Raw genomic sequence first — 25,207 nt, forward strand, 5'->3', positions numbered from 1 at the left:
ATCGCGGGTCAAGGCTTGCGCTTGCGCGGCCCGGTATTGAAGGCCGGCACCTTGCGTACCGGCTTGGCCTGCGGCGCTGCCGCTGGCGCTTCAGCGCTGTCCATCCAGCGCCCGAGGCTGCGCTTGCTGCTGCTTTCCTTGGGCTTCTTCGGCTTTTTCGGCTTCTTCAGCACCTGGCCGCTGGCATCGGTCATCGGCACCTTGTGGTCCGGAATGAAATCCGGCTCTTCGTGGCGTGGCAAGGTCTTGCGGGTCAGGGTTTCAATCGCCGACAGCAGCTGCACTTCGTCGGCGCACACCAGCGAAATCGCCTCACCGCTATTGCCTTTGCGCCCGGTACGACCGATGCGGTGAATGTAGTCCTCGGCGACGATCGGCAGGTCGAAGTTGACCACCAGCGGCAGGTCGTCGATATCCAGCCCGCGCGCCGCCACATCGGTGGCGACCAGGATCTGGATCTCGCGGGCCTTGAAGCTGTCCAGGGCACGCTGGCGGGTTGCCTGGGGCTTGTCGCCATGAATGCCGTCGGCATTGACGCCCTGGCCACGCAGGCGCTCGACCAACTGGTCAACGCCATTGCGGGTCTTGGCGAACACCAGCACCTGCTTCCAGCGCTGCTTGCGCATCAGGTGGCTGAACAGCTCCGGCTTGCGCTTCTTGTCCACCGGCACGATCCACTGTTTGACCGTACTGGCGGTGACATTGCGCGGGCTGACTTCGATGCTCAGCGGGTCATTGAGGGTCTGCGCGGCCAGTTGGCGGATCTCGTCAGAGAACGTCGCTGAGAACAGCAGGGTTTGCCGGCGTGCCGGCAGGGCGGCGTACACCGCGCGCAGCTCTTCGGCAAAACCCAGGTCGAGCATGCGGTCGGCTTCATCGAGCACCAGCGCCTGCAACTGGTTGAACTTGACTGCGTTCTGGCGGAACAGGTCGAGCAGCCGGCCCGGGGTGGCCACCAGCAGGTCGATGCCCTTGCGCAGCTTCATCATCTGCGGGTTGATGCTGACCCCGCCGTACACCGCATAGGTGCTCAGCGGCAGGTGCTCGGCGTACTCACGAATGTTGGCGTGAACCTGTTCGGCCAGTTCACGGGTCGGCACCAGCACCAGGGCGCGCACCGAGTTGCTGGCGACCTTGGCCCCTTCCAGGGTCAGGCGTTGCAGCAGCGGCAGGGCAAAACCTGCGGTCTTGCCGGTGCCGGTCTGGGCGGCGGCCATCAGGTCGCGGCCGGCCAGTACGGCAGGAATGGCCTGGGCCTGGACCGGTGTCGGGGTGTTGTAGTCCAGGCGCTCGAGCGCGCGCAGCAAGGGTTCGATCAGGCCGAGTTTGGCGAAAGTCATGGCAATACCGTCAGGGGAATTCAGCAATGGCGGCAGTTTACCTTGTTCAGGCCCGGCGCGTGCCGCCATCGCTATCAGCCTTGCGGTGCAAAGCGTACCTTGAGCAGGCGATCGAGCCCTTCACCCAGGTAGAACGAAAACGGCCTGCCGCTCTGGTAGGCAATCGCACGACATGCCGCGAATGCTTCGGGATCGCTGCGGATGAAAAACAGGTAAGGCTGATCCCTGACAGTGCCAATTTTGCCGAACTCGAACACCAACCGGTCGATAGTCTCCGGGCGCTGGATACGCACCCGCATATCGCCCATTTCCAGGCGCTCAAGCAATCGCTGCTCATCGAACGACAATTGCGCCGGCGCCCGCAGTTGTAAACCGCTGGGCATGCGCAGTTTCATCTCGCCGCGCAGATCGGCGCCACTGACATTGAAGTCGGTGACTTCGAAGGGCAAGGCGCCATTCAGCCTGGCGCTAGCCTCGCAGATCATATCGGCTTGCGGCTTTTGCGCAGTCGCCTGCTCGTTGCGCCGCAGTTGCACATCGATTTGCGAAGGAAAGCTGAAGTGCAGCGCCAGCGACATCTCGCCAAGCGCGACGACTTCAGCGGGCGCCGGGCCAAAATCGTAAACACCCAGGCCCACCTGACGCGCCTGACGCATGTCGACCAGCAGCCGGCCTGTGGGCCGGACCTCTTCCCGAGCGGGCTCGAATGACTCGAACAGCGCCCGCAGTTGCTGACGCTGCCCGGCGTCCAGGGCATCCTTGGCAAAACGCACCTGCAACGCTTGCCGGTTGCCGGGCTCAAGACGCAGTTCGAGCTTGCCCGCCGGGATCGGCCAGGGGGCCATGGCTTGGCGCACGGCCTGCAAATAGGCGGCCTCGATTTCGAAACTGTTTTCCAGAGAGATGGGTTCCTGGAAATACAGGGTCATGAAGGTTTGCTTACCGTCATACAGCATCACCACGCCCATTACGAGCAAGGCCACACAAGCAAAAATCTTCACTGCCTTCCTGGCAAAACGTCCTTTCATTTACACAGTTCACCTTCCACTTCGCCAACAGTTTTGGCTTTTTCCACTGCCGGCCGGCGCCACTGCGGCACACCGATCAGCACAACGGCGCCAATGATAACCGCCATTGCCACGCATTCCTCGAAACCAATTTGCTCGCCGGCAAAAACAATCCCCAGCAACACCGCCACCGCCGGGTTGACATAGGCATAACTGGTGGCCGCGGCCGGGCGCACATGCTTGAGCAGGTACATGTAGGCGCTGAAGGCCAGGATCGAGCCGAAGAACACCAGATAGGCCAGCGCCCCCCAGCCAGCGGCGGTAGGCATCTGGGTCATGCGTTCGCCACTCAGGGCGCTGCCGAGCAGCAAGACCACGCCACCGACAAGCATTTCTGCGGCGCTGGCCATCGGCCCGGCGGGCAGCGGCAGGCTTTTGCTCCAGACCGAACCGAAGGCCCAGGAGGCGGCGGCAAACAGGATCAGCGCAGCGCCGACCGGGCTGGCCTGCAGGTTGGAGCCGAGGTTGAGCAAGGCGATGCCGACCAGGCCGAGGACAATCCCGGCCCATTCCAGACGGGTGTTGCGATGGCCCCAGAGCAGGCCGAACATCAAGGTGAACAGCGGCACTGTAGCCACCGCCAGCGCTGCCACGCCTGAAGCTACACCGGCATGTTCAGCCAGGGTTACGCCGCCGTTGCCGCAACTGAGCAGCAATACGCCGATGACACTCGCCGCCCGCCATTGCGGCCAGGTCGGCGCCGGCACGCCGCGCCAGCGCAAAAAGCCGTAGAGCAAGGAGCCGGCAATGACGAAACGCACCCCGGCCATCAGCAACGGCGGCCAGGATTCGACGCCGATGCGAATCACCAGGTAAGTCGAGCCCCAGACCAGGTACAAGGCGAGAAAGGCACCGATCAAGACTAACGGGAAGCGACGGGAGGCAGGCATGGGGGGCTCGAATTATGGGTGTCGGGCAGTTAGTTTAGAAAGGCAGCGCAGTAAACATAAGTTACAAAACCTGTTTAAACGAACCGTACACTTTTGAAACAACGGATCTTTTGGCCTTGCGCCTTGGAATCAACAACCCGCCCCTGGAAACCCATGGACAAATACGATCGCATGCTCCTCAGCGCCCTGCTGGACAACGGCCGCGCCTCCTTCGCCGAGCTCGCGCGCAAGGTCAATCTCTCCGCTCCGGCGGTGGCCGAGCGGGTGGCCAAGCTTGAGGCCAGCGGGGTGATTACCGGCTACCAGGCCAAGGTCGACCTGGAGAAGATCGGCCTGCCGATCCAGTGCGTGATCGAACTGCGCCTGGCCAGCCATGGCAACCAGCAAACCTACGAAGAACTCACGCAGATTCCGCAACTGACCGAGTGCCACCGGGTGACCGGCGACCCCTGCGTGATCATGCAGGCGGCAGTGGGTTCGATGCCGGAACTCGAAGAGCTGATCAACCGGGTCGCCCGGTTCGGCTTCAGCAAGACCTCGATCATTCTCTCCAGCGCCGTGGAACGGCGCTTGCCGCTGGGCCACCTGGAACACAACGGCAAGAAGGCCTAGCGATAGGTTTTAAGCGCCTCGCCGATCTTCGCCGCGGGGACTTTCTGCAGGCTGCAGAACAATTGGTGGGAAACGCCGTTGACGCCCTGCTGGCGCAATTGTCCGGCCAGGTGCTGGGCGAGGTTGGCGGCCATTTCGGCATCGGCCATGGCCCGGTGCGCGGTGCCGGTGTCAGGCAGGCCGGCCCAGCGGGTCAGGGTGCCGAGCTTGTGGTTTGGCGCCGAGGGCATCAGGCGCCGCGCCAGCAACATCGAGCAGGCGAAACGCTGACTACGGCTACGGCCGATCTGCGCCAGCTCGTAGTCCCAGAACTTCTGGTCGAACGAGGCGTTGTGGGCGAGCATCGGCGTATCGCCAACGAACTCGGCTACTTCGTTCATCACCCGGGCAATTGGCGGCGCGCTGCGCAGCATGGCGGTGGTGATACCGGTCAGGCCGGCGACAAACGCCGGTACCGGTACCCCGGCATTCATCAGGCTTTGGTAGCGCTCGACGATGCGCCCGCGTTCCAGCATGACCACCGCCACTTCGGTGGCGCGGCAACCGGCGCCGGGTGAAATGCCAGTGGTTTCAAAGTCGATGACAGCGATACGTTCCAAAACGACAACCTCAAAAATCTTAATGCTTGAGCAGCAGGCTGCCCTCGATGGGCACATATCGGCTAGCAGCGCGAATCAGTGAATTGGCGGTCAGCCCCGGCACGCCATAGGCAACGGCCTGAATGCCGTGACGGCTGATGACCCGTTCCAGCAGCAGGTCGAAATCGCCGTCGCCGGAGGCCAGCACCACCTCATCGACCCGCGCGGCGGCATCGATCACATCGAGGGTGATGCCCACGTCCCAGTCGCCCTTGGCCGAGCCGTCGCTGCGCTGGATGTAGGGTTTGAGTTTGACCGTGAAACCGAGGTTGCGCAGGATCTGTTGAAACTGCTGCTGCTTGCTGTCGCCGCGGTCGATGGCGTAAGCCACCGCCTCGACGATCTGCCCGTGCTGGCTGATATCGGCCCACAGCGCCGCGTAGTTGAAGTGGCAACCGTAGGCCTGGCGCACGGTGTAGTAGAGGTTTTGCACATCGGCGAATACCGCGATCTTCTTCACCGCTTTTCCTCATGGCGCCACGGCGCTGTTGCCGGCCGCCGCACACCGGGGCCGTTTCGGCGCCCAGTATGCCAGCCCGCGGGCCATGCGGGTAAGCGCGGTCAGACGAAGCTGTCGTCGTCGCCGCCGAAGAAGCCGCCATCATCGCTGCCGTAGTCGGTGTCGATGAAGCCGCCCTGGTCGTTGCCATAGCCGCCGTTGTCGGCGGTCAGGCGCTGCTCGTCGTTGCTGCCCCAGCCGCCGCTATCGCTGGCGGGTGCTGGTTCTTCCTTGATCACTTCGACCACCTCTTCAGGCTGCGAGTGATGGTTGAACAGGCTGCTGATGCCCTGGGCCAGCATCACCCCGCCGGCCACGCCTGCAGCAGTTTGCAGCGCGCCACCAAGGAAGCTGCTGGCACCGCCGCGGGCCGGGGCCTGGGCGGGAGCTGCGTTGAAGCCCTGCTGCTGGGCAGGCGGGTTGAACGAGGGACGCGAAGGTTCGCGCCAGCCGCCACCACTGGCAGGAGCGCTGGCCGCCGCCTGGTTTTGCACCGGCTGCGGGTCGCGGGTGCCGCTGCCGAAGATGCTCGACAGGAAGCCGCCACTGCTGCTCGGTGCGGTAGCGGCTACCTGGGCCTTGGCCTGTTTGAGCTCGGCCTGCAGTTGCTTGTTCTGTTCATCCAGGCGCTTGAGCGCCGCTTCCTGCACCAGGATCGCCTGGGCCATGTAGTAAGGCGCCGCCGGTTGCTGCTGCAGGTGCTCGCCAATGCGCGCCTGGGCCTGGGCATCACGCGGCACGGCCGGATCTTCGGCCTGCTTGAGCCGACCGAACAGGCCGTCGATCAGGGTTTGTTCTTCACTGTTCATGGGCAACCTCACTGCAAAAGCGGAAAAACGGGTACCGGTAAAATGGGGTGCCGAGGCGCCAGATTCAACACAAGCCGGGATTAAACTTTCTTCAGGTTGGCCAGCGCCTGGGCTAAAGTGACGCCCTGCTTTTATTCAATGCGATATCGACCGATGAATCCGCTTAGTGTTCTGCGCGACTCCCTGTATTTCTTCCGCCGTCACCTGCTGAGCATTGCCCAGTTGTGCCTGCCGCTGGTGGTGCTCGAAGCCCTGTGCGCCCAGTTGCTGTACCAGCAACTGGGCAAGGACGCCTCGCCAGGCTACGGCATGCTGGTCAGCCTGCTGTTCTACCCGCTGTACAGCGCCGCGCTGATCCTCTACCTCGACAGCCGCAGCAACGGCTACGCCCCGCTCAAGCGCAACCTGCTGGCCATGGCCTTGCGCCTGTGGCCGTCGTTTGCGCTGATGGTGATGCTCAGCTCGTTGCTGATCATGGCCGGCGCCGCGCTGTTCATCATTCCCGGCATCTGGGTGATGATCCACCTGGTGTTTGCCGAATACGCCCTGGTATTGCGCGGCCAACCACCGATCGAAGCCATGCGTACCAGTTTCCAGATGACCACCGGCAACTTCTGGCGCATCTTCAGTTGCGTCCTCGGCGTAATGGCAGTGCTGTGGCTGATCGACGGCCTGAGCATGATGCTGGTGCCCGAGCCGTCGCCGCTGGCGCAACTGGCTCTGGATAGCGGCAACGGCTTTTTGCAGCTGTTCAGCACCGTAGTGATGTTCCGCCTGTACATGCTGGTCAGCGAACCGGCGACAGAGCCACCGCTGTCCTGACTGGTTAGCCGATGACCCGACTACTGCGCAACGCCCTGCTGACCCTGCTTGTTGTGATCGCCCTGCTGTGGCTGCTGGCCAGCCAGCTGAGCTCGCAACCTGAACCGCGCGAGAGCCTGGCGGTCAGTTGCCGGGCCAGCACGGCGGCGCTGGTACCCGGCCAGGTGCTCAAGGTGATGACCTGGAACGTGCAGTACCTGGCCGGCAAGCGCTACGTATTCTGGTACGACCAGGGCCGCGGCGACGATACCCGCCCTACCCCTGAAGACCTCGCCTTCAACCTTGATGAAGTGGCGCGGGTAATCCGCGCCGAGCAGCCGGACATCGTCCTGCTCCAGGAACTGGACAACAACGCCAAGGCCAGCGGCTACCAAGACCAACTGGCACTGCTGCGCGAACGGCTGGTGGATATTTACCCCTGCGCGGTGCAGGCCTACGACTGGAAAGCCGATTTCGTCCCCGACTGGCACATCTTCGGCAGTGTCGGCCGCAGCCTGGCGACCCTGAGCCGCTACCCGATCAAGCAGGCCGAGCGCCTGCAATTGCCGGTCGACGCCAGCAATGCCTGGCAGCGCTTGCTGCAACCGCAGCAGGCGATTGTTGCCAGCTACCTGCCGCTGCGCGATGGCGGTCAGCTGGCGGTGCTCAACACCCGCCTGGCGACCTTCGAAGCCGGCAGCGATATCCAGCGCCAGCAGGTGCAACAGGTGACGCGCCTGCTCGACAAGCTGGAAAGCCAAGGCACGCCGTGGTTGATCGGCGGCGACTTCAACCTGCTGCCGCTCGGCCAGTACCGCCGCCTGCCGGCCGAACTGCGCGGCCAGTACGGCGCCGACAGCGACCTGCATCTGCTCTGGGACAAATACCCGATGATCCCCAGCAACGCCGAAGCCAGCGGCGCCGACCGCGCGGCCTGGCTGACCCACTACCCCAACGACCGCAACCTGCAAGGCCCGGACCGCACCCTCGACTACCTGTTCCACAGCCCCAAACTGCAGCGTCTGGGGGCACGGGTAATTCAGCAGGACACCCTGGAGATTTCCGATCACCTGCCAGTGACGGCGCGCCTGCTGTTGCCTGCGCAGCCGTGACTACTTGCGCGGCTTGGCCCGCGCCGTGGCTTCGGCCACCAACGGGTCATCCGGCCAGTAGTGCTTGGGGTAGCGCCCTTTGAGGTCTTTCTTCACTTCGGCATAGGTACTGCGCCAGAAGTTGGCCAGGTCCTGAGTCACCTGTACCGGCCTGCGCGCGGGCGACAGCAAATGCAGCAGGACTTGCTGACGGCCCTGGGCGATGCGCGGAGTTTCGGCCAGGCCGAACAGTTCCTGCAGACGCACGGCGAGAATCGGCGGGGTTTCGCTGTAGTCCAGGCGAATGTTCGAACCCGAGGGCACACTCAGGTGCACCGGCGCCTGCTCATCCAGGCGCTGGGGCAGCGGCCAGGGCAGCAGGTTGCGCAAGATCGACGCGAGGTCGAGCTGGGCAAAATGGCTCAGGCGGGTGACCTTGCCCAGGTAGGGTTGCAACCACTCGGACAGGTTCGCCAGCAGCGCGGCATCCCCCAGGTCCGGCCACTCGCTTTCACCACGGCTTGCCAGGTCGAGCTGGCGCAACAGCGCCACCCGTGCCTGCCACTGGCGCAGCTCGGGCGTCCACGACAGCAACTCCAGACCCTTGCGCCGCACCAGTTCCAGCAAGGCCCGGGCGCGGGCGTCTTCATCCAGGCCGGTCAAAGGCTCGCGGCTGAGCACCAGCTCGCCGACCTTGCGCTGACGCTCGGCACGCAAAACGTTCTCGCGTTCGTCCCAGTCAAGGATATCCAGGCTGCGCACCTGTTCGGCCAGCACCCCGTCGAACAGTGCCGGGTCGAAATCGGCGGCCAGGTAAATGCGCTCCTCGCGCTGGCCCTGACGGCTGCCCAGATCGGCGATCACCAGCCACGAATGTTTCATCAAGGCATCGGCTTCGCCAAACAACGCAGCGCGACCGTTGGCCAGGCGATATTCCGCACCGCCGGCACGCCGCTGCTGCGCAACGCGGTCGGGATAAGCCAGTGCCAGCAGGGCGCCGAGCCAGCGCGAATGCTCGGGGTCGGCGACGGCTGCAGTGGCGTTGCCACGCAGGTAACCGCGGTACTGGCGGGCCAGTTGCCGGGCGCGCTGCACACCGCCCTGCGCGCCTTTGGCCGCGCGGGTTTCGCCGCTGAGCAGGGCCAGGCGGCTATGCAGGTCGGCACCGCCGCCGCGCAGAATGTCGCGCTCACCGAGCAAGGCGGCGACATCGCAGGCCATGTCGGCCAGGCCCAGGTCCTGGCCGCGCAACAGCAGGTGGGCGATGCGCGGATGCGCCGGCAGTTCGGCCATGGCCTGGCCGTGGGCGCTGAGGCTGTCCGGGCTGTCGGCCTTGAATGCGCCCAGGCGCTGCAACAGCTCCAGCGCCTGGCCATAGGCGGCCGCAGGCGGTTGGTCGAGCCAGCGCAGTTGTTCGGGGGTAACGCCCCAGCGCGACAGTTGCAGGGCCAATCCAGCCAGGTCAGCCTGGAGAATTTCGGCCGCGCCATAGGCCGCCAGTTGCTCGTGCTGGGCTTCGGACCACAAGCGATAACACACGCCGGGCTCCAGGCGCCCAGCGCGGCCAGCACGCTGGGTGGCGCTGGCGCGGGAGATGCGCTGGGTGTCCAGGCGGGTCATGCCGCTGCCAGGATCAAAGCGCGGCACCCGCGCCAGGCCCGCATCGACCACCACGCGCACACCGTCGATGGTCAGGCTGGTCTCGGCGATGTTGGTCGCCAGCACCACTTTGCGCAGGCCGGCGGCTGGCGTGTCGATGGCGGCGCGCTGGGCATTGAGATCGAGCTCGCCATGCAGCGGGCACAGGAGGATATCGCGGCGCTCGCCCAGGGCCTCCTGCAGTGACTGATGCACGCGGCGAATCTCCGCCTGCCCCGGCAGGAACACCAGCACGCTGCCCGACTCGTCGCTGATGGCCTGCAGCACCGTCTCGACCACCCGCGGCTCGATGAACTCGCCCGCCTGGAACGGCCGGCTCCAGCGAATATCCACCGGGTACATGCGCCCTTCGCTACTGACCACCGGAGCATCGTCGAGCAGGCTCGACAGGCGCTCGCCCTCAAGGGTCGCCGACATCAGCAGGATTTTCAGCGGCGGGTCGTCACGCAACAGTTCGCGACCATTGAGGCTCAGGGCCAGGGCCAGGTCAGCATCGAGGCTGCGCTCGTGGAATTCGTCGAAGATCAGCAGGCCCACTCCGTCCAGCGCCGGATCGGCCTGCAGGCGGCGGGTGAGAATCCCTTCGGTGACCACCTCGATGCGCGTGTTCGGCCCGACCTTGCTGTCCAGGCGAATGCGGTAACCGACCGTTTGCCCGACCTGCTCACCCAGCTCGCTGGCCAGCCGTTCGGCCGCCGCCCGCGCCGCCAGGCGCCGAGGTTCGAGCATGAGGATGCGCTGCCCGGCCAGCCACGGCTCATCGAGCAGCGCCAGCGGTACGCGGGTGGTCTTGCCGGCGCCAGGGGGCGCTTCGAGCACCGCTTCGTGGCGCTGGCTCAAGGCGGCGCGCAAGGCTGGCAGTGCGGCATCGATCGGTAATGATTTCATGGTGGCCCTCAAACAATCCGCCGAGTATAACGGCGAACCGAGCCTGCCTTATCATGGTCTTAGCTGTAGATACAGGCTCTTTGCCTGTATCTTTGTCGCCTTCATTCCGGAGACTTCCATGCGTATTCCCTCCCATGTCATTGGCGGCGTCGTGATCGCCACCCTGCTGAGCCAACTGACCGCCTGCGGCACCCTGTTCTTCCCCGACCGGCGCGGCCAGATCGAAGGCAAGATCGACCCGGTGGTTGCTGCCCTCGACGCCATCGGCATTCTTTTCTATGTGATCCCGGGCCTGATCGCTTTCGGCATCGACTTCGCCACCGGCGCCATCTACCTGCCCGGCGGCACCACCGCCCAGGTCGCGCCTGAAAAACTCAATGAAGCCATCAGCGCCGACGGCAAGGTCGACAACAGCAAGCTGCAGGCTATTCTCGAAAGCGAACTGGGCCAGCGCCTGCCGCTCAACGACCCGCGCCTGATCCAGCACAAGGGTAGTGTCGAGCAACTGGCCATGTACGGCCTCAAGCCCGCTGCTTGAACTCTGACAGGAAGCCACTTTAGGCATGACTCCCTCGGCTGAACACCAACGCCTGCTGCGCCTGGCCACCCGCGCATCGCTAGCGGTGGCCAGTATCCTGATCCTGACCAAGGCGCTGGCCTGGTGGCTCAGTGGTTCGGTCAGCCTGCTGGCCGGGTTGACCGACTCGGCCCTCGATGGCGTGGCCTCGTTCCTCAACCTGCTGGCGGTGCACTACGCCCTGCGCCCGGCCGATGACGACCACCGTTACGGCCACGGCAAGGCCGAGGCCATGGCCGGCATGGCCCAGGCGCTGTTCATCGGCGTCAGCGCGGTGCTGATCGGCGTGCAGGCGGTTGAGCGGCTGCAGAATCCGCAGCCTCTGGGTGACACCGGCATCGGCATTGCGGTGATGCTGTTGTCGCTGGTGCTGACCATTGCCTTGCTGATGCTGCAGGGCAAGGTGATCCGCATCACCGGCTCGACCGCGGTGCGCGCCGATTCACTGCACTATCGCTCCGACCTGCTGCTCAACGGCAGCATCCTCGTTGCCCTGGTGCTGGCGCGCTTTGGTTGGCCACAGCTGGATGCAATCTTCGGCCTGGGCATTGCCCTGTACATCCTCTGGAGCGCCCTGCAGATTGCCCGCGAGAGCAGCTCGATCCTGATGGATCAGGAGCTGCCCGGCGACATCAGCGAGCAGATGCTGGCGCTGGCCTGCAGTGTGCCGGGGGTGCGCGGCGCCCACGACTTGCGTACGCGGGTGTCGGGTAGCCACTGGTTCGTGCAATTGCACCTGGAGTTGCCCGGGGACCTGCCGCTGACCCAGGCCCATGCCTTGTGTGACCAGGCAGCGGCGGCGATCAACAGCAAGTACCCCAAGGCTGAAGTGCTGGTGCATGCAGATCCGGTGATGTGAGGCAGTTGGCGAGGCTGCTCTTTGCCAGCGAGGGGCTGCGCAGCAGCCCTGGGTCAATTGACGCTATAACCTCGCCCGCTCAAACAAGCACCCTGCGCCCGCCGATAGTTATCGGCCACCTGCGCCGACGGCGCGTAGCTGGCCGCAGCCGGGTCAAAACCGGTCTGCTGCACCGCCCAGCGATGGCATTCGTAGCGGTCGCGATCAAGCTGCTGCGGGCTCTGGCCCTGCGCGGGATAAGCAATCACGTCATAACCTGGGCCGCTTCGGGCCGGCGTACTGGCCGCCGGCGGGTTGACCACCACATACTCGCGGCTGTCTTCCAGGTACTGGTAATACGTCCCTGCCGCCAGAAAGAACAGCGCACTGCCTATCCACACTTGCTGGGCATAGTCGGGCAGGTAGTTGACCCGCACGCCATAGGGCGGAGTCACCACTACATAGCGCGGGCCTTGCGGGCGATACCAGTAACCGCCGGAATAGAAGTAGTCATGCCCGCGATAGGGTACTTTCCAGTACTGCTCGGGGAAGTGTTCGATGGTTTGCCCCGGGCGGTATTGCGGCCCCGGCCCCCAGCCATTGCCGTGGCCATTCCCATGCCCGCCGCCACCGGCGTGGTAATAGCGGTTGTCGTTGCGCCGCGGGATATCCTGGTAATAGCCGGTGCGTGGCTCCTGGGTCTGGCGCACTTCATCGGGCCGCGACTGCAGGGGTGAAGCTCCCTGCCCCTCAGCCAGCAGCGGCAGATTGACACTCATGCACAGCACACCCACACCCGCCATACCCCAGACACGCGACTTCATACTTTCCTCTCGGACCGATAACAAGGGGCCTGTGATTACTCTATCAGGCCGTCTGCCAGGGGTTATCGGCCGCCAGATGAAATTTGAGTAATAAAAAAGGGAGACCCTGGGGTCTCCCTTTGAGAATTTTGTCCGTGCTCGGCGCTTGTGACACCGGCTCACCTCACGCCGTCTTGTGGACAGTGTGTAGCCCGGGGGCCGAGCACAACCTGGTGGGGTTGCTGGCCGCAGCTGGCCTGATTCGGCCCGCCGCACTGGACTGATGTCCGGGCAGTGATTCTGGTAATAAGAATACGGCGATGGCAGCGGCAGAGGATTGCGAAGATTGCTCATTTAAATATCACTTGCGCAATTTTTGCCTACAGATTGATAATTCGACGCAATCGAAACAGAAAAGGCCAATCCCATGAGCAAGCTCGACCGTTATGACCTGAGCATTCTTGCCGAATTGCAGCGCGATGCGCGTATCTCCAACCAGGAACTGGCCGAACGCATCGGCCTGTCACCTTCGCCCTGCTCGCGTCGGGTCAAGCAACTGGAAGACGACGGTTATATTGCCCGCCAGGTCGCCCTGCTCGACCGCAAGAAGCTCGGCCTGAGCCTGACCGCCTATGTGCTGATCGGCATGGACCGGCACACTCCCGAGCGTTTCGAGACCTTCGAGGCGGCGATCCGCAGCCTGCCGCAGGTGCTCGAATGCAGCCTGGTGACCGGAATGGATGCCGACTACCAACTGAAAGTCGTGGTGCCCGACATGGACCATTACCAGCAGTTGCTGCTCGGCCACCTGACCCGTATCGAAGGCGTGACCAGCGTGCGCTCCAGCTTTGTTCTCAACCAGGTACTGGCCAGCACCGAACTGCCGCTCACGCACCTGCGTTAGTCAGGCTGGCAACGGCGGCGTATAATCGCGCGCCTCAACCTGCCGGAGAGTATCGATGGATCCTGCGTTGTTCGAAGAATGGATGATGACCATCCTGGTCACCATCCTGATTGGTTTCATGGGTTTTATCGTCTGGGACCTGGCGAAAAAATCCAAGGCCGGCAAGTTCGGCACCTTCATCCTGTTTTTCGTGCTGGGCCTGGGCATCCTCGCCTTCATCATCAAAAGCGTGGTGATCGGCTTCATCGAAGGCGTCTAAAGCCTGGCCGGGACTTCCCGCCACTGGCCCTGATCGAGGCCATCCAGGCTCCAGTCGCCGATCCGCACGCGCACCAGGCGCAGGGTCGGCAAGCCGACGGCAGCGGTCATGCGCCGCACCTGACGGTTGCGCCCTTCCTTGATGACCAGCTCCAGCCAGCTTGTCGGTACGCTTTTGCGAAAGCGTACCGGCGGGTTGCGTGGCCACAGTTCGGGCTCGTCGAGCTGACGGGCCTGGGCCGGCAAGGTCGGGCCGTCGTTGAGCTCGACGCCATCGCGCAAACGCTGCAGTTGCTCCTCGCTCGGCTCCCCTTCTACCTGTACCCAATAGGTTTTCGCCAGCTTGTGCCTGGGGTCGGCGATCCGCGCCTGCAACTGGCCGTCGTTGGTCAACAGCAGCAGGCCCTCGCTGTCACGGTCCAGGCGCCCAGCCGGGTAGATGCCGGGGATGGCGATGAAGTCCTTGAGGGTCGCGCGCCCTTCGCCGTCGCTGAACTGGGTCAGCACGTCAAAGGGCTTGTTGAACAGGATCAACCGCGGCTCGGCCGGCGGCGCCTTGGCGTGGCGACGCGGGCCGGCGGGTTTGGCTGCGGGGCGCCGCGGCTTGGAGCGTGGGGGTAACGACATGGGGCCTCAGCGGAACGGCGGCTCGTCAAAACTGCGCAGTTTACGCGAGTGCAGCGAGTTGAGCTCGGTACGCAGCAGGTCGAGGGCAGCGATGCCGATCTTCAGGTGCTGGCTGACCGCCCGGTTGTAGAAGGCATTGGCCGCTCCCGGCAGTTTAATTTCGCTGTGCAGCGGTTTGTCGGAGACGCACAGCAAAGTGCCGTAGGGTACCCGCAGACGATAGCCCTGGGCGGCGATGGTGCCGCTTTCCATGTCCACCGCCACCGCCCGCGACAGGTTGATCAACGGCCGTTCCTGCGCCCAGCGCAACTCCCAGTTACGGTCGTCGTAGGTCAGCACGGTGCCGGTGCGCAGGCGCTTTTTCAGCTCGTCGCCACGCTCGCCGGTCACCTGCGCCGCCGCTTCCTGCAGGGCCAGTTGCACTTCGGCCAGGGCCGGAATCGGAATGTTCGGCGGTACTACCCGGTCGAGAATCCCGTCGCGGCGCATGTAGGCGTGGGCCAGCACGTAGTCGCCGATGGTCTGCGATTGGCGCAGGCCGCCACAGTGGCCGATCATCAGCCAGCAATGCGGGCGCAGTACCGCCAGGTGGTCGGTGATGTTCTTGGCGTTGGACGGGCCGACGCCGATGTTGACCAGGGTGATGCCGTCGCCATCAGCGGCGATCAGGTGGTAGGCCGGCATCTGGTAGCGGTGCCACACCACTCCGGCAACCAGGGCCTGGGCTTCACCGTTGTCCATGGCCTTTTCGATGATCACGTTGCCGGGCAGGACCATGCGTACGAAACGCGGGTCGTCACGCAACCGCTCAAGGCCGTGGCTGATGAACTGGTCGACATAGCGGTGGTAGTTGGTCAGCAGGATCCACGGCTGCACATGGCGCCAGTCGCTGCCGGTGTAATGCACCAGGCGGCGCAGGGAAAAATCCACCCGCGCGGCGTCGAACAGCGCCAGCGGCAACGGGTCGACGTTGGCCCAGTCGTACAGGCCGTCAGCGATGCCGTCGGTGGCGGCAGAAAGATCGGTGCTGGGGAACACCCGCGCCAGCGCCGCAGCCGTAATGCCCGTACCGGCCAGCTCATCGCCCTGCTCGACCACATAGGGGTAAGGAATGTTCTGCTGGCTGACGCCCACTTCAACCGTGACGGTGAAGTCGCGCATCAGCGGCTTCAATTGCTCCAGCAGGTAACCCCGGAACGCCGCCGGCTGGGTCACGGTCACGCTGTAGGTGCCCGGCAACTGGACCTTGGCATAGGCGCGGGTGATCGCCGGCACTTCGCCATGGTACTGGTAGGTCAGGCGCAGCTCGGGGTAGCGGAACAGTGCGCGCTCCTCGGCATCCGGCTCGGTACGGTCCTTGAGGTAGCGCTTGAGCGCCTGGCTCAGGGCCGCGGTGGCTTGTTCGTGCAGGGCGGCGAGGCGATCGACGGCCTGCTCGGCGGTTGCTACGACAACGAAGGCTTCATCAGTACGGCTCACAATGTACTTCCTGTCTGACATGCATACGCCCATCTTGCCTATATCCGGCGGCAAAGGCACGCACGTTAGAGCGGCCAGTTCGGGGTCGAGCGTTGCACCAGCGCGGCGACGTCGACACCACGGGGCAGTACGCCATACACCCGGCCATTGCCGCCCAGGCGGCTGGCAATAAAGGCATCGCTGACCGCGGCGTTACCGGCTTCGAGCAGCAGCTTGGCCTGCAGGCCGACGGCGATGTCTTCGGTGAGCTGGCGGGCGCGGTACTGGATGTCCGCGGTGTCGGCAAAGGCCGCCTTGAGGTTACCGATATGTGCGGCCAGGCGCGGGTCGCCGTGGCCATCACCGAGCTCGGCGAACAACGTGTCGAGCACACCTGGCTCCTTGGACAGTGCGCGCAACACGTCCAGACACTGGACATTGCCCGAACCTTCCCAGGTCGAGTTGACCGGCGCTTCGCGGTACAGCCGCGGCAGGATGCTGTCTTCGACATAACCGGCGCCGCCCATGCATTCGGCCGCTTCGTTGATCATTGCCGGCGCACGCTTGCAGATCCAGTACTTGCCCACGGCGGTAATCAAGCGGGCAAAACGCGCCTGGTGCGGATCATCCGGCTGGTCGAGGGCACGGCCCATGCGCAGGCTCAGGGCCAGCGCCGCTTCGCTTTCCAGGGCCAGATCGGCCAACACGTTCTGCATCAATGGCTGCTCGGCCAGCAAGCGCCCGCCGACCTGGCGATGGGCACAATGATGGGCAGCCTGGGTCAGGGCCTGACGCATCAGGGCGCTGGAGCCGACCATGCAGTCGAAGCGGGTCATGGCCACCATCTCGATGATGGTCGGCACGCCGCGGCCTTCTTCGCCGATCATCCAGGCCAGGGCACCACGGAACTCGACCTCGCTGGAGGCGTTGGAGCAGTTGCCGAGCTTGTTCTTCAGGCGCTGGATATAGAACTGGTTGCGGCTGTCATCCGGGCGGTGGCGCGGCAGCAGGAAGCAGCTCAAGCCCTTGTCAGTCTGCGCCAGGGTCAGGAAGGCATCACACATCGGCGCCGAACAGAACCATTTATGCCCGACCAGCTCATAGGCCTGTCCCGGGCCGGGTGCTCCCACCGGATAGGCGCGGGTGGTGTTGGCACGCACATCGGTGCCGCCCTGCTTCTCGGTCATGGCCATGCCCAGGGTCACGCCGGCCTTGTGGCGATCGCCGAGGTTGCGCGGGTCGTATTTGGTGGCCAGCACTTTCGGCAGCCAGTACTCGGCCAGCTCAGGTTGCAGCTTGAGCGCCGGCACCGCGGCAAAGGTCATGGTTAGCGGGCAACCACTGCCGGCTTCGGCCTGGCTGTGCAGGTAGGTCATCGAGGCGCGGGCGACATGCGCGCCTTCACGCGGGTCGGTCCACGGCAAGGACGGCAGGCCATGCTCGATGGCCGTGCGCATCAGTTCATGATAGGCCGGATGGAACTCCACCAGGTCGATGCGATGGCCATAACGGTCATGGCTGCTGAACTGCGGCTTGTTCTGGTTGGCCAGAAAGCCTGCGGCCATCAGCGGCCCGCCGGCCAGGGCACCGTACGCGTCGATGCGCTCCTGCGCCCAACCCGCCCCGTAGCGCCGCGACCATTCCTGCAGTGGCAGGTCGATGCGGTACAGGTTGGCCCCGTCCAGGGACGGTGGCTGGTTGGTGACCTCATGGGTTTCAGCGTACTGGTGCAGGTTCATCGAGGGGCCTCCTGGATCCTGGCGTGACTGAATTTTCAGTGAATCACGCCCTGCCCCCCTGTCAAAGTGACAAAAACGCCTAACTAGCCGTGGTTTAACCCTGGCCGAGGCATGCCCAACTGCGCCTGGGGCGGGCTCAAGGGCACGCTCAGGTTCAGCTCGAAACGGCTGCCCAGGCCCGGGTTGGATTCGTGCTGCAGGCGTGCACCGATCAACTCGACCAACTGCCGGCAAATCGCCAGGCCAATGCCCAAGCCGCCGTATTCACGGGTCATCGAACCGTCGACCTGGAAGAAGCGCTGGTACAGCGTGGCTTCGTCCAGGCAGTCAAAACCGATGCCGCTGTCGCTGACACTGATGCTCAGGCCCAACAGGTCCGGCCCCAGCCGTGTGCCGCGGGCCTGCAACATGACTCCACCCTGGTGGGTGAATTTGATGCCGTTGTCCATCAGGTAACCCAGGCACATGGCCAGCTTGTGTCGATCGCCGATCAGTACGTCAGGCAGCTCCGCCGGGATATCCAGGCTCAGGTACAAGCCCTTGGCCATGGCCGGCGCGGCGTATTCGGCACGCACTTCCTGCAGCAGCGAGCGCAGGCTGAACGGTGCATTTTGCGCGCTGAGGCGGCCGGCCTGCAGTTCGGTGAGGATGAGGATGTCATCGACCATGCCCATCATGTCCTGGGCCGCGGAGCTTGCGGTGTGCTGGTACTGGGCCAGCTCGCCGTCCAGCGACATGGTCTGCATCAGTTCCAGCGAACCGATCACACCGTTCATCGGCGTGCGCAGTTCGTGGGTGACGGTAGCCAGGAACTGGTCCTTGAGACGGTTGCTGTTGGCCAGCTCGATGTTCAGCTGTTCCAGGGTACGGCCGGTTTCGCGCAGGGTCCGGGCCTGCTCGTCGCGCATGCTGTTGATGCGGTCGGCCAGGGCCAGGGACAACAGGCCGACCTCCAGCGCCGAACCGATCTGGCTGGCATACATGGTCAGGAACACGTTCGGCAGGTAACCCAGCACCATCAGGGTGTTGACCAGGCCGCCGAGCAAGAATGCCGACCAGGCGATGATGAAGTAGCGGGCCACGCGCAAACCACGGCGCCAGGCGAAAATCCCGGCGGCGAAAATGCACACGGTAAACAGCAGGGCCAAGGCGGTGGCCAGGCGCAGGGCAACACCGTAGCTGCTGGTCAGCGACAACAGCATGACCAGCGCGCCGCAGCCCATCAGCACCTTGAGCACTGCATCGAAGACACGGCTGTGATTGCTCAATTGCAGGAAACTGCGGGCAAACTGGCAACCGAACAAACCTGCCGCGCCGATGAACATCGGCGTGGCGGCGTTCGCCCACCAGGGATTGTCCGGCCAGAAATACGCCACGCCAGCGCCGTTGACCGACACCTGGTACAGGCCGAACGAGGCGATGTAGAGGATGTAATACAGGTAACTGGTGTCGCGTACGCTCAGGTAGATGAACAGGTTGTACACCAGCATCCCCAGCAATACGCCGTAGATCAGGCCCAACACGTACAAGCGGGTGGGCTGTGCTTCGAGGTAAGCCTGGGCCGACCACAGGGTCAGCGGCGCTTGCACCGAACCTTCGCTGTGCAGGCGCAAATAAGCGGTGGTGGTCTGGCCGGGGGTGAACGGTAATTCGAACAGGTAGTTGTTCTGTTTGATCTGCCGGCTGGCATAGGGCAAGGCGTCGCCGGTGCGCTGGGCCAGGTGGAAGGTGCCGCTGGCGTCGGCCAGGTAGAGTTCCAGGTGATCGAGCGGCGGGTAGGCCAGTTCCAGCAACCAAGCGCGGGGCGCAGCCGAGGGCAAGGCGGTGTAGCGCAGCTGGACTTTCAGCCAGAACACCGAGGTGGAGTAACCGGCGTTGAGGACCTCGGCCCGGTGCGGGCGAAAATGCTCGGCGAACGAGGGCGCACTGACCTGCGCAATGCTGGCATTGCCATCGCGGTCTTCGAACACTTGCATCACTTGCCCCAGCGGCAAGCTGCGGGTGGAGTCGTCGAAATCGACCGCCGGGGCCAGTAACGGCAACCAGCCCAGCACAACAATCAGCAAATAGCGCATACAGCCCCAGCATGGCCTGTCCCGGTCGCGTCGCGTAGCCTCCTGTCCGTTTGAGGCGATGCAATCCGGCAGTAACCGTTATCGGTTTATTCGAGCACTCTAGCATAGCTTTCCGAGCCTGCCAGATGCCACTGAAAACTTTACGCCGAAGGCTCTAGAACGCCACTTTCAGCGATTTCACAAGTACAGTTCAAACGCCCGTTGAAAAATCCCCGGCGCCGGGGCGGACCCAGCAAAAGCGTTTGGTGATAAGCTCGCGCACCATGAATACCTACAGCTCCCGCCCCGTTGTCCTCTGTCTCTCCGGCCACGACCCCAGTGGCGGTGCCGGCTTGCAGGCAGATATCGAAGCCCTGATTGCGCAAGGCTGTCATGCCGCTCCGGCCGTGACCGCCCTGACCGTTCAGGATACCGTCAATGTCACTGACTTCCGTGTCCTCGACCGCGAGTGGGTACTGGCCCAGGCCAATGCCGTGCTTGCCGATTCGACCGTAGCGGCGGTCAAGCTGGGCATGCTCGGCTCGACCGAAATGGTCGATACCGTGGTCGAACTGCTCAGTGCCCACCCGCACCTGCCGCTGGTCTGCGACCCGGTCCTGCGCGCTGGCGGCGGTGGCCGCCTGGGCAAGGATGAAGTCGGCTACGCCATGCGCGAACGCCTGCTGCCGCTGGCAACCATTGCTACCCCCAACCTTCCCGAAGCGCGCATCCTGGCCGAGCTGCCCGACGGCAGCGCCGATGAATGCGCCGAAAAACTCCTGCCGTTTGTCAGACACCTGCTGATCACCGGCGGTCACGGTGACGAACACGAAATCCACAACCGCCTGTACAGCCGCGACGGCCAGCGTCATACCTGGACCTGCCAGCGCCTGCCCGGCAGCTACCACGGTTCCGGCTGCACCCTGGCCAGCGCCCTGGCCGGCCGCCTGGCCCTTGGCGAGCAACTGCAAAGCGCGGTGCGTTCGGCCCTGGACTACACCTGGCGGACCCTGCGCGACGCCGAGCAACTGGGCAAAGGCCAGTACGTGCCGCGCCGCCTGCCCCTGGATTTCTGTTCCTGATCTTCGCTTGAGGTCTACACCATGAAGTTACGCGGCCTGTATGCCATCACTGACAGCCAGTTGCTGGCCGGCAAGTTCCTGCCCTATGTCGAAGCGGCGCTTGAAGGCGGCGTGACCTTGCTGCAGTACCGTGACAAAAGCCAGGACGAGTCCCGTCGGCTGCGCGAAGCCGAAGCCCTGGCCGAGCTTTGCGCACGCTACAAGACCCAACTGATCATCAACGACGATGCCGAGCTGGCCGCGCGCCTGGGTGTCGGTGTGCACCTGGGCCAGACCGATGGCCCGCTGACGCCAGCGCGCACCCTGCTCGGCCGCGAAGCGATCATCGGCTCGACCTGCCATGCCCAGCTTGAGCTGGCCGAACAGGCCGCCCGCGAAGGCGCCAGCTACGTCGCCTTTGGCCGCTTCTTCAACTCGGTGACCAAGCCGGGCGTGCCCGCCGCCGACATCGCCTTGCTGGAACAAGCGCGCACCCGCATCAAGCTGCCGATCTGCGTGATCGGCGGCATCACCCTCGACAACGCCGCCCCGCTGGTCGCCCACGGCGCCGACCTGCTGGCGGTGATTCACGGCCTGTTCGGCGCCGACAGCACGCAGGAAGTCACCCCGCCGTGCACGCGCCTTCAACGCCCTGTTCGCATCTGCCTGATTGAGAGAGCCCATCATGTCTCGTTCCGAAACCCTGTTTGCCAACGCCCAGAAACACATCCCCGGTGGCGTCAACTCGCCGGTGCGGGCGTTCAAGAGCGTTGGCGGCACGCCACTGTTCTTCAAGCATGCCGCTGGCGCCTATGTCACCGATGAAGATGACAAACGCTACGTCGACTACGTTGGTTCCTGGGGCCCGATGATCCTTGGCCACAGCCACCCGGACGTGCTCGACTCGGTGCGCAAGCAGCTGGAACACGGTTTGTCTTATGGCGCGCCAACCGCCATGGAAACCGAAATGGCTGACCTGGTCTGCTCGATCGTGCCCTCGATGGAAATGGTCCGCATGGTCAGCTCCGGCACCGAGGCGACCATGAGCGCCATCCGTCTGGCCCGTGGTTACACCGGCCGCGACAGCATCATCAAGTTCGAAGGCTGCTACCACGGCCACTCCGACAGCCTGCTGGTCAAAGCCGGCTCCGGCCTGTTGACCCAGGGCGTGCCAAGCTCGGCCGGCGTGCCAGCAGCCTTTGCCAAACACACCCTGACCCTGCCGTTCAACGACATCGACGCGGTCGAGAAGATGCTCGCCGAAGTCGGCCAGGAGGTTGCCTGCATCATCGTCGAGCCGGTAGCCGGCAACATGAACTGCGTACCGCCGGCGCCGGGCTTCCTCGAAGGCCTGCGCACCCTGTGCGACAAGCACGGCGTGGTGCTGATTTTCGACGAAGTGATGACCGGTTTTCGCGTCGCCCTGGGTGGCGCCCAGGCGCACTACGGCGTTACCCCGGACCTGTCGACCTTCGGCAAGATCGTCGGCGGCGGCATGCCGGTGGGCTGCTTCGGCGGCAAGCGCAAGATCATGGAACAGATCGCGCCGCTGGGCCCGGTCTACCAGGCCGGCACCCTGTCGGGCAACCCGCTGGCCATGGCCGCCGGCCTGACCACCCTCAAGCTGATCAGTCGCCCGGGCTTTCATGACGAGCTGAGCGCCTTCACCAGCCGCCTGCTCGATGGCCTGCAACAGCGCGCCGATGCTGCTGGCATCCCGTTCGTCACCACCCAGGCCGGTGGCATGTTCGGCCTGTACTTCAGTGGCGCCGACGATATCGTTACTTTCGATGACGTCATGGCCAGCGATGCCGAGCGCTTCAAGCGCTTCTTCCACCTGATGCTCGAAGGTGGCGTGTACCTGGCGCCAAGCGCCTTCGAAGCCGGCTTTACCTCGATCGCCCACGGTGACACCGAGCTGCAGATCACCCTGGATGCGGCTGAGAAGGCGTTTGCCAAGCTGTAATTCAGTGGACCATCGCGGGGCAATCGTGCGCCTGCAGGCGCACGATTGCCCCGCGATGGGGCCTTGCAAAGCAGAAAATCGAGTAAAGACTTTGTAAGGTAGGCGCTGCTTATCCCATAATGTGCCACCAGACACTTTGGCCGCAGCTTTGCAGAGGTATGTCGATCCCCATGAACCGCACCGGCCGCGCCCTCGCCCTGGGCTGCCTGTTGCTTCTTCAGCCCCTGCTGGCCACGGCAGGCGGTAACTCGTTGCTGATTCCGGCAACGGGCCGCTGCACCCTCGATTCCCAGCCCGAAGACCTGCCGCAAGCCCTCGCCGCCTGCCAGGACGCGGCAAAGTCCGGGGATGCCCAGGCCCAGTACGAGTTGGGTGAGTTCTACTACGAGGGCACCAACACCCCGCGCGACCTCAACCAGGCCCTGAGCTACTTCGAGCAAGCCTCGCTGCAAGGCCACGCCGAGGCGCAATACCGCCTGGGCAGCATGTTCTACAAGGGTGAAGGTGTGGCGGCCAACAATGTGCAGGCCTACATCGTGCTGAAGATGGCGGCGGTCAACGGCGCCGAAGATGCCCTGGACATGGCCGACGAGGTGTCTGCGAAGATGCCCCGCGATGAACTGGAAGTCGCCACCCAGGTGCTGGGGCAGATTTTCCGCAAGTACCTGCTGGAGCTGCAGACCGCCGAAGGCCGCACGCCCTTCTCGCCGCTGCCCTGATCCCCGCTTACTTTTCCGGCATTGGCATCGGGAATGGCATTACATTGCCAGTACCGCGTGCTTCGCTGATCTTCGGCGTGCCCAGACGCTCCACCTCGTCGATACGCACGATCGAATGCATCGGCACAAAGCTGCGCACCACGCCTTCGAACTGGGCCTTGAGCTTTTCTTCGCTCGGGTCGACCACCACCTGGGTGCGCTCGCCAAAGACAAACTCCTCGACCTCAAGGAAGCCCCACAGATCGCTTTGGTAGATCTGTTTGGCGTACATCTCGTACACCTGGCCCTGGTTGAGAAAGATCACTTTGTAGATCGGAGCTTCGCGTTTGGTCATTTTGGGCGGGGACAATCAAGGGTGGTAAAGAAGTCGCAAACTATAACATAGGCACCGGGCCGACAACGCTAGGATCCACGGCGCCGGCCCCTTATAATGTGCGGTTCTTCGAATTACCAGATGATCTCCCATGGCCAAGAAGCTTTACATCGAAACCCACGGTTGCCAGATGAACGAGTACGACAGCTCGCGCATGGTCGATCTGCTGGGTGAACATCAAGCCCTTGAAGTCACGGCCCGCGCCGAAGACGCCGACGTCATCCTGCTCAACACCTGCTCGATCCGCGAGCGTGCCCAGGACCGGGTGTACTCCCAGCTGGGCCGCTGGCGTGAACTCAAGGACCTCAAACCGGACATGGTCATCGCCGTCGGCGGCTGCGTGGCCAGCCAGGAAGGCGAGTCGATCCGCAAGCGCGCGCCCTATGTCGACGTGGTCTTCGGCCCGCAGACCCTGCACCGCCTGCCGGAGATGATCGACGCCGCACGCACCACGCGCCTGCCGCAGGTCGATGTGTCGTTCCCGGAGATCGAAAAATTCGACCACCTGCCCGAGCCACGCATCGACGGCCCCACCGCCTATGTCTCAGTGATGGAAGGCTGCAGCAAGTACTGCACCTTCTGCGTGGTGCCCTACACCCGCGGCGAGGAAGTCAGCCGGCCGTTCGACGACGTGCTGGCCGAGGTCATCCACCTGGCCGAGAACGGCGTGCGTGAAGTCACCCTGTTGGGGCAGAACGTCAACGGCTACCGCGGCCAGACCCACGACGGCCGCCTTGCCGACCTTGCCGAGCTGATCCGCGTGGTCGCCGCCGTCGATGGCATCGAGCGCATCCGCTACACCACCTCGCACCCGCTGGAATTTTCCGACAGCCTGATCCAGGCCCACGCCGAGGTGCCGGAGCTGGTCAAGCACCTGCACCTGCCGGTGCAATCGGGCTCCGACCGGGTGCTGGCGGCGATGAAGCGCAACCACACCGTCCTCGAGTACAAGTCCAAGCTGCGCAAGCTCAAGGCGGCGGTACCGGGCATCTGCATCAGCTCGGACTTCATTGTCGGCTTCCCCGGCGAAACCGAGAAAGACTTCGAGCAGACCATGAAGCTGGTGGCCGACGTCGGTTTCGATTTTTCCTACTCGTTCGTCTACAGCCAGCGCCCGGGCACCCCGGCCTCGGACTTGCCGGACGAAACCCCGGAAGAACTGAAAAAAGAGCGCCTCAAGGCCCTGCAGCACCGCCTCGACACCCAGGGCTTCGAGATCAGCCGACAAATGGTCGGTACGGTCCAGCGCATTCTGGTCACCGACTACTCGCGCCGCGATCCTGGCCAGTTGCAGGGGCGTACCGAGAATAATCGTATCGTCAACTTTCGCTGCGACAATCCCAAGCTGATCGGCCAGTTCGTCGATATCCATATCGACGACGCGCGCCCACACTCGCTGTTCGGCTCGCTGGCCCACTGAGCTGTCCTGCCGGGCCTGGTTACAGGCCCGGCGACCCTTGATCGTTTCAGCGCTTTCGCCCTGCAGCGGCTAGGGTTATCCTTGAGACCATATCCTTTGCCGTTGGGCGGCTGAAA

The 25,207-nt window shown here is 64.0% G+C and carries 24 protein-coding genes and 1 pseudogene; 12 read left to right on the top strand and 13 right to left on the bottom strand.

Translation table 11 applies throughout. The annotated features are described in order from the left end of the window. Window positions 1-8: 8 nt before the first annotated feature. The 3 genes from ACZ9A3_RS20235 to yedA form a co-directional block, all read right to left on the bottom strand. Window positions 9-1,340 carry an RNA helicase RhlE1 gene (locus tag ACZ9A3_RS20235; protein WP_045200051.1) on the bottom strand — a complete coding sequence of 444 codons (1,332 nt, stop codon included), beginning with the start codon at window positions 1,338-1,340 and terminating at the stop codon, window positions 9-11. 74 nt (window positions 1,341-1,414) lie between these two features. Then, window positions 1,415-2,323, bottom strand: coding sequence for a hypothetical protein (locus ACZ9A3_RS20240; RefSeq protein ID WP_143013258.1), 909 nt, complete (start codon window positions 2,321-2,323; stop codon window positions 1,415-1,417). Window positions 2,324-2,364: 41 nt separating this feature from the next. Next, window positions 2,365-3,297, bottom strand: a complete 933-nt coding sequence (gene yedA, locus ACZ9A3_RS20245) for a drug/metabolite exporter YedA (protein ID WP_045199804.1) — start codon at window positions 3,295-3,297, stop codon at window positions 2,365-2,367. A 153-nt stretch (window positions 3,298-3,450) separates the two neighbouring features. Here yedA and ACZ9A3_RS20250 point away from each other — a divergent pair, with 153 nt between their 5' ends. Next, complete coding sequence (locus tag ACZ9A3_RS20250) at window positions 3,451-3,909, top strand: Lrp/AsnC family transcriptional regulator (RefSeq protein WP_045199806.1); 459 nt, start codon at window positions 3,451-3,453, stop codon at window positions 3,907-3,909. On the opposite strand, the gene ACZ9A3_RS20255 is transcribed toward ACZ9A3_RS20250, so the two are convergent. From ACZ9A3_RS20255 to ACZ9A3_RS20265, 3 genes are all read right to left on the bottom strand, one after another. After that, window positions 3,906-4,508 carry a 3'-5' exonuclease gene (locus ACZ9A3_RS20255; RefSeq protein ID WP_045199808.1) on the bottom strand — a complete coding sequence of 201 codons (603 nt, stop codon included), beginning with the start codon at window positions 4,506-4,508 and terminating at the stop codon, window positions 3,906-3,908. The two genes, ACZ9A3_RS20250 and ACZ9A3_RS20255, sit on opposite strands and share 4 nt — an antisense overlap. 19 nt (window positions 4,509-4,527) lie before the next feature. After that, the gene (locus ACZ9A3_RS20260; protein ID WP_036996945.1) at window positions 4,528-5,007 is read right to left on the bottom strand and encodes a LabA-like NYN domain-containing protein; all 480 of its coding nucleotides are present in this window, start codon (window positions 5,005-5,007) and stop codon (window positions 4,528-4,530) included. Window positions 5,008-5,108: 101 nt separating this feature from the next. Then, window positions 5,109-5,855 carry a DUF2076 domain-containing protein gene (locus ACZ9A3_RS20265; RefSeq protein ID WP_213603186.1) on the bottom strand — a complete coding sequence of 249 codons (747 nt, stop codon included), beginning with the start codon at window positions 5,853-5,855 and terminating at the stop codon, window positions 5,109-5,111. Window positions 5,856-6,008: 153 nt separating this feature from the next. On the opposite strand from ACZ9A3_RS20265, the gene ACZ9A3_RS20270 reads away from it, so the two are divergent. Both ACZ9A3_RS20270 and ACZ9A3_RS20275 read left to right on the top strand, forming a co-directional pair. Beyond that, on the top strand, window positions 6,009-6,677 hold the full coding sequence (locus ACZ9A3_RS20270; RefSeq protein ID WP_045199812.1) for a DUF7847 domain-containing protein: 669 nt from the start codon (window positions 6,009-6,011) through the stop codon (window positions 6,675-6,677). Window positions 6,678-6,688: 11 nt separating this feature from the next. Continuing rightward, complete coding sequence (locus tag ACZ9A3_RS20275; RefSeq protein WP_476253057.1) at window positions 6,689-7,768, top strand: endonuclease/exonuclease/phosphatase family protein; 1,080 nt, start codon at window positions 6,689-6,691, stop codon at window positions 7,766-7,768. Here ACZ9A3_RS20275 and hrpB read toward each other — a convergent pair whose 3' ends face one another. Next, complete coding sequence (gene hrpB / locus ACZ9A3_RS20280) at window positions 7,769-10,294, bottom strand: ATP-dependent helicase HrpB (RefSeq protein WP_258594997.1); 2,526 nt, start codon at window positions 10,292-10,294, stop codon at window positions 7,769-7,771. 118 nt (window positions 10,295-10,412) lie between these two features. On the opposite strand from hrpB, the gene ACZ9A3_RS20285 reads away from it, so the two are divergent. Then, on the top strand, window positions 10,413-10,832 hold the full coding sequence (locus ACZ9A3_RS20285) for a polyribonucleotide nucleotidyltransferase (RefSeq protein WP_476253058.1): 420 nt from the start codon (window positions 10,413-10,415) through the stop codon (window positions 10,830-10,832). Window positions 10,833-10,857: 25 nt separating this feature from the next. Continuing rightward, window positions 10,858-11,730: a cation diffusion facilitator family transporter gene (locus ACZ9A3_RS20290; protein WP_045199818.1), complete on the top strand. Its 873-nt coding sequence runs from the start codon at window positions 10,858-10,860 to the stop codon at window positions 11,728-11,730. 53 nt (window positions 11,731-11,783) lie between these two features. Here the strand turns inward: ACZ9A3_RS20290 and ACZ9A3_RS20295 are convergent, their stop codons facing one another. Continuing rightward, window positions 11,784-12,533, bottom strand: a complete 750-nt coding sequence (locus ACZ9A3_RS20295) for a DUF6515 family protein (protein ID WP_476253059.1) — start codon at window positions 12,531-12,533, stop codon at window positions 11,784-11,786. Window positions 12,534-12,939: 406 nt separating this feature from the next. Between ACZ9A3_RS20295 and ACZ9A3_RS20300 the strand changes: the two genes are divergently transcribed. Then, window positions 12,940-13,416, top strand: coding sequence for an Lrp/AsnC family transcriptional regulator (locus ACZ9A3_RS20300; RefSeq protein ID WP_010222927.1), 477 nt, complete (start codon window positions 12,940-12,942; stop codon window positions 13,414-13,416). A 55-nt stretch (window positions 13,417-13,471) separates the two neighbouring features. Next, entirely contained in the window at window positions 13,472-13,675 is a 204-nt protein-coding gene (locus ACZ9A3_RS20305) for a DUF2788 domain-containing protein (RefSeq protein ID WP_010222926.1), read from the top strand. Here ACZ9A3_RS20305 and ACZ9A3_RS20310 read toward each other — a convergent pair. The 4 genes from ACZ9A3_RS20310 to ACZ9A3_RS20325 form a co-directional block, all read right to left on the bottom strand. Beyond that, window positions 13,672-14,301, bottom strand: a complete 630-nt coding sequence (locus tag ACZ9A3_RS20310) for a pseudouridine synthase (protein WP_045199823.1) — start codon at window positions 14,299-14,301, stop codon at window positions 13,672-13,674. The genes ACZ9A3_RS20305 and ACZ9A3_RS20310 overlap by 4 nt on opposite strands. Before the next feature lie 6 nt (window positions 14,302-14,307). Continuing rightward, the gene (gene amn, locus ACZ9A3_RS20315) at window positions 14,308-15,813 is read right to left on the bottom strand and encodes an AMP nucleosidase (RefSeq protein WP_476253060.1); all 1,506 of its coding nucleotides are present in this window, start codon (window positions 15,811-15,813) and stop codon (window positions 14,308-14,310) included. Between the two features lie 32 nt (window positions 15,814-15,845). After that, the gene (locus ACZ9A3_RS20320) at window positions 15,846-17,498 is read right to left on the bottom strand and encodes an acyl-CoA dehydrogenase family protein (protein WP_476253061.1); all 1,653 of its coding nucleotides are present in this window, start codon (window positions 17,496-17,498) and stop codon (window positions 15,846-15,848) included. Between the two features lie 83 nt (window positions 17,499-17,581). Continuing rightward, window positions 17,582-19,573, bottom strand: a complete 1,992-nt coding sequence (locus tag ACZ9A3_RS20325; protein ID WP_476253062.1) for a sensor histidine kinase — start codon at window positions 19,571-19,573, stop codon at window positions 17,582-17,584. A 263-nt stretch (window positions 19,574-19,836) separates the two neighbouring features. Between ACZ9A3_RS20325 and ACZ9A3_RS20330 the strand changes: the two genes are divergently transcribed. The 4 genes and pseudogenes from ACZ9A3_RS20330 (at window position 19,837) to ACZ9A3_RS20345 (ending at window position 23,298) form a co-directional block, all read left to right on the top strand. After that, window positions 19,837-20,634 (top strand): hydroxymethylpyrimidine/phosphomethylpyrimidine kinase, encoded by a 798-nt coding sequence (locus tag ACZ9A3_RS20330; RefSeq protein ID WP_045199832.1) that lies wholly within the window; start codon window positions 19,837-19,839, stop codon window positions 20,632-20,634. Window positions 20,635-20,655: 21 nt separating this feature from the next. After that, window positions 20,656-21,283, top strand: a pseudogene (gene thiE, locus ACZ9A3_RS20335) (thiamine phosphate synthase). A gap of 15 nt (window positions 21,284-21,298) precedes the next feature. Beyond that, window positions 21,299-22,579 (top strand): glutamate-1-semialdehyde 2,1-aminomutase, encoded by a 1,281-nt coding sequence (gene hemL / locus ACZ9A3_RS20340; protein ID WP_045199836.1) that lies wholly within the window; start codon window positions 21,299-21,301, stop codon window positions 22,577-22,579. Between the two features lie 170 nt (window positions 22,580-22,749). Next, a complete protein-coding gene (locus tag ACZ9A3_RS20345) occupies window positions 22,750-23,298 on the top strand; it encodes a tetratricopeptide repeat protein (RefSeq protein ID WP_045199838.1) in 549 nt (182 codons plus the stop codon). 7 nt (window positions 23,299-23,305) lie between these two features. Here ACZ9A3_RS20345 and ACZ9A3_RS20350 read toward each other — a convergent pair whose 3' ends face one another. Then, window positions 23,306-23,632 (bottom strand): DUF1820 family protein, encoded by a 327-nt coding sequence (locus ACZ9A3_RS20350; protein ID WP_010222917.1) that lies wholly within the window; start codon window positions 23,630-23,632, stop codon window positions 23,306-23,308. A gap of 130 nt (window positions 23,633-23,762) precedes the next feature. Here ACZ9A3_RS20350 and miaB point away from each other — a divergent pair, with 130 nt between their 5' ends. Then, complete coding sequence (miaB, locus tag ACZ9A3_RS20355; protein WP_045199840.1) at window positions 23,763-25,091, top strand: tRNA (N6-isopentenyl adenosine(37)-C2)-methylthiotransferase MiaB; 1,329 nt, start codon at window positions 23,763-23,765, stop codon at window positions 25,089-25,091. Window positions 25,092-25,207: the final 116 nt, after the last annotated feature.

It is taken from the genome of Pseudomonas sp. TE4620, assembly GCF_056279045.1.

Bases quoted from the DNA above. Each gene is read 5' to 3' on its own strand.
- hrpB (WP_258594997.1), bottom strand. From the start codon at position 10,294: ATGAAATCATTACCGATCGATGCCGCACTGCCAGCCTTGCGCGCCGCC.
- ACZ9A3_RS20310 (WP_045199823.1), bottom strand. From the start codon at position 14,301: ATGTCGTTACCCCCACGCTCCAAGCCGCGGCGCCCCGCAGCCAAACCC.
- ACZ9A3_RS20320 (WP_476253061.1), bottom strand. From the start codon at position 17,498: ATGAACCTGCACCAGTACGCTGAAACCCATGAGGTCACCAACCAGCCA.
- ACZ9A3_RS20285 (WP_476253058.1), top strand. From the start codon at position 10,413: ATGCGTATTCCCTCCCATGTCATTGGCGGCGTCGTGATCGCCACCCTG.
- ACZ9A3_RS20325 (WP_476253062.1), bottom strand. From the start codon at position 19,573: ATGCGCTATTTGCTGATTGTTGTGCTGGGCTGGTTGCCGTTACTGGCC.
- ACZ9A3_RS20305 (WP_010222926.1), top strand. From the start codon at position 13,472: ATGGATCCTGCGTTGTTCGAAGAATGGATGATGACCATCCTGGTCACC.
- hemL (WP_045199836.1), top strand. From the start codon at position 21,299: ATGTCTCGTTCCGAAACCCTGTTTGCCAACGCCCAGAAACACATCCCC.
- ACZ9A3_RS20330 (WP_045199832.1), top strand. From the start codon at position 19,837: ATGAATACCTACAGCTCCCGCCCCGTTGTCCTCTGTCTCTCCGGCCAC.
- ACZ9A3_RS20235 (WP_045200051.1), bottom strand. From the start codon at position 1,340: ATGACTTTCGCCAAACTCGGCCTGATCGAACCCTTGCTGCGCGCGCTC.
- ACZ9A3_RS20250 (WP_045199806.1), top strand. From the start codon at position 3,451: ATGGACAAATACGATCGCATGCTCCTCAGCGCCCTGCTGGACAACGGC.
- ACZ9A3_RS20270 (WP_045199812.1), top strand. From the start codon at position 6,009: ATGAATCCGCTTAGTGTTCTGCGCGACTCCCTGTATTTCTTCCGCCGT.
- ACZ9A3_RS20300 (WP_010222927.1), top strand. From the start codon at position 12,940: ATGAGCAAGCTCGACCGTTATGACCTGAGCATTCTTGCCGAATTGCAG.
- ACZ9A3_RS20265 (WP_213603186.1), bottom strand. From the start codon at position 5,855: ATGAACAGTGAAGAACAAACCCTGATCGACGGCCTGTTCGGTCGGCTC.
- ACZ9A3_RS20275 (WP_476253057.1), top strand. From the start codon at position 6,689: ATGACCCGACTACTGCGCAACGCCCTGCTGACCCTGCTTGTTGTGATC.
- yedA (WP_045199804.1), bottom strand. From the start codon at position 3,297: ATGCCTGCCTCCCGTCGCTTCCCGTTAGTCTTGATCGGTGCCTTTCTC.
- ACZ9A3_RS20345 (WP_045199838.1), top strand. From the start codon at position 22,750: ATGAACCGCACCGGCCGCGCCCTCGCCCTGGGCTGCCTGTTGCTTCTT.
- amn (WP_476253060.1), bottom strand. From the start codon at position 15,813: ATGGGCGTATGCATGTCAGACAGGAAGTACATTGTGAGCCGTACTGAT.
- ACZ9A3_RS20295 (WP_476253059.1), bottom strand. From the start codon at position 12,533: ATGAAGTCGCGTGTCTGGGGTATGGCGGGTGTGGGTGTGCTGTGCATG.
- ACZ9A3_RS20350 (WP_010222917.1), bottom strand. From the start codon at position 23,632: ATGACCAAACGCGAAGCTCCGATCTACAAAGTGATCTTTCTCAACCAG.
- ACZ9A3_RS20290 (WP_045199818.1), top strand. From the start codon at position 10,858: ATGACTCCCTCGGCTGAACACCAACGCCTGCTGCGCCTGGCCACCCGC.
- miaB (WP_045199840.1), top strand. From the start codon at position 23,763: ATGGCCAAGAAGCTTTACATCGAAACCCACGGTTGCCAGATGAACGAG.